The sequence below is a fragment of the Paraconexibacter sp. genome, from assembly GCF_041602235.1.
GTDB lineage: Bacteria > Actinomycetota > Thermoleophilia > Solirubrobacterales > Solirubrobacteraceae > Paraconexibacter.
Map to the genome: position 1 here is coordinate 1 of NZ_JBFIGP010000467.1, position 1,801 is coordinate 1,801.

The following is a 1,801-nucleotide window of genomic DNA, read 5'->3' on the forward strand; positions in this document are numbered from 1 at the left end:
GATGATCGCCGCCTTGCTCGCGCTGTAGGCGGCCTGGGGCAGCCCCGCCGTGGTGGACCCGAGCACGCTGCCGACGTTGATGATCGAGCTCCCCGGCTGCATGACCCGGCCGCACGCCTGCGCCATCCAGTAGCTGCCGTTGACGTTGATGTCGAGGACCTGGCGGAACTCGTCCGGGCTCTCCCGCGTTGCCGGGACCGCGGTGCCGATCCCCGCGTTGTTGACGAGGATGTCGACACCGCCGAGCTCCGACAGGGCCTGCTGCACGACCGCGGTGCAGTCCTCGGGATCGGTGACGTCGGCCCGCAGCGCGAGGCACCGACGACCGAGCGACCGCACCTGCTCCGCGGTCGCCTCGAGCCGCTCGACGCGGCGCGCGCAGATCGCGAGGTCGGCACCGGCCTCGGCCAGACCGATCGCGAAGTCCACCCCCAGGCCGGACGAGGCGCCGGTGACGATCGCCACCTTCCCGTCGAGGCGAAAGCCGTCGAGGATCGCGCTCATGCCTGGGAGCCCGCCGTCTGCGACGGGTGCGGCCCGTCCTGCGGGGCGCGGAAGTCGCTGCCCTCGATCAGCTCCACCCGGTACCCGTCGGGGTCCTGCACGAAGGCGATGCGGGGCAGGTCGTCCCGCCCACCGGGACGGAACGCGGGCTTCTCCGGCTGCACCCCGAGATCCGCCTCCAGTGCCGCGAGCGTCGCGTCGAGGTCCTCGACGGTCAGCGCGATGTGGTTGTAGCCGTCCCCGAGGTCGTACGGCTCGGCACGCCCGACGTTCACGGTGAGCTCGAGCTGGTCACCGGCCCCGGGCAGCCCCAGGTACACGTTGTAGGCGGAGTCGAAGTTCAGCTGGCCCCGGACCTCGAAGCCGAGGGCCTCGTAGAACCGGACCGACCGCTGCGCGTCGAGGACGCGGATGCAGGTGTGGGGAAGCGTGTGGGACATGCTCGGGATCCTCCCAGACGGGCGGCCCCTTCCGGGGAGGTTCGCCCGCCTCACCGCACCGCTCCCGCCTGCTGGACCCGGGCGGCCGCGGGTCTAGCCGAGATCGTCGAACGACCCGTGGCGCCCCGCCCCGCCCGCGAACCGGCCCGCGCCCTCGATGGCCGCCGCGAGCGCCCGACCTCCGTGCTCCCACTCCACGGCCAGCGCGTCGGGCATCTCACGGCCGTGCTGCTCGATGGCCGACAGGCGGTCGCCCCGCATCGTGACCTGCGGGAAGCGGGTGAGCTCGTGGGCCAGCGTCTCGGCGGCCTGCCGGGCGGTGCCGGTGGGCACGACGCGGTTCGCGAGGCCGATGCGCGCCGCCTCGTGCGCCTCGACGGGACGCCCGGTCAGGATCAGATCCATCGCGTGGCTCAGCCCGATGAGGCGCGGCAGCCGGACCGTGCCGCCGTCGATGAGCGGGACCCCCCAGCGGCGGCAGAAGACCCCGAACACCGCGTCCTCCTCGACGACGCGCAGGTCGCACCAGCAGGCGAGCTCGAGCCCGCCCGCCACCGCGTGCCCCGCCACCGCCGCGATCACCGGCTTGGAGAGGTGCATGCGTGACGGGCCCATCGGCCCGTCCCCCTCCCCGACGACGTGCAGCTGGTTGGTGCGGTCGGAGCCCATGGCCTTGAGGTCGGCTCCGGCGCAGAACGTGCCGCCCTCACCCCACCGCACGGCCACCGCGGCGTCCTCGTCGGCGTCGAAGGCGCGGAACGCGTCGGCCAGCGCCTGCGCGGTGGGGCCGTCGACCGCGTTGCGGACGTCCGGCCGCGACAGGATCACGGTGGTCACGGGACCGTCGCGCTCGACGC

At 73.8% G+C, this 1,801-nt stretch carries 3 protein-coding genes; all 3 read right to left on the minus strand.

Annotated features, from left to right (window positions below):
• On the minus strand, nucleotides 1–504 hold a 504-nt coding region (locus tag ABYE80_RS20495), incomplete at its 3' end, for an SDR family NAD(P)-dependent oxidoreductase (protein ID WP_372792253.1).
• On the minus strand, nucleotides 501–944 hold the full coding sequence (locus ABYE80_RS20500; RefSeq protein ID WP_372792255.1) for a VOC family protein: 444 nt from the start codon (nucleotides 942–944) through the stop codon (nucleotides 501–503). The genes ABYE80_RS20500 and ABYE80_RS20495, both read right to left, overlap by 4 nt.
• A gap of 93 nt (nucleotides 945–1,037) precedes the next feature.
• Nucleotides 1,038–1,801, minus strand: a 764-nt coding sequence (locus tag ABYE80_RS20505) for a crotonase/enoyl-CoA hydratase family protein (protein WP_372792257.1), incomplete at its 5' end; no start/stop codon positions are given.

What these genes read in the sequence shown, in the direction of transcription:
- ABYE80_RS20500 (WP_372792255.1), bottom strand. Translation starts at nt 944, where the DNA reads ATGTCCCACACGCTTCCCCACACCTGCATCCGCGTCCTCGACGCGCAG.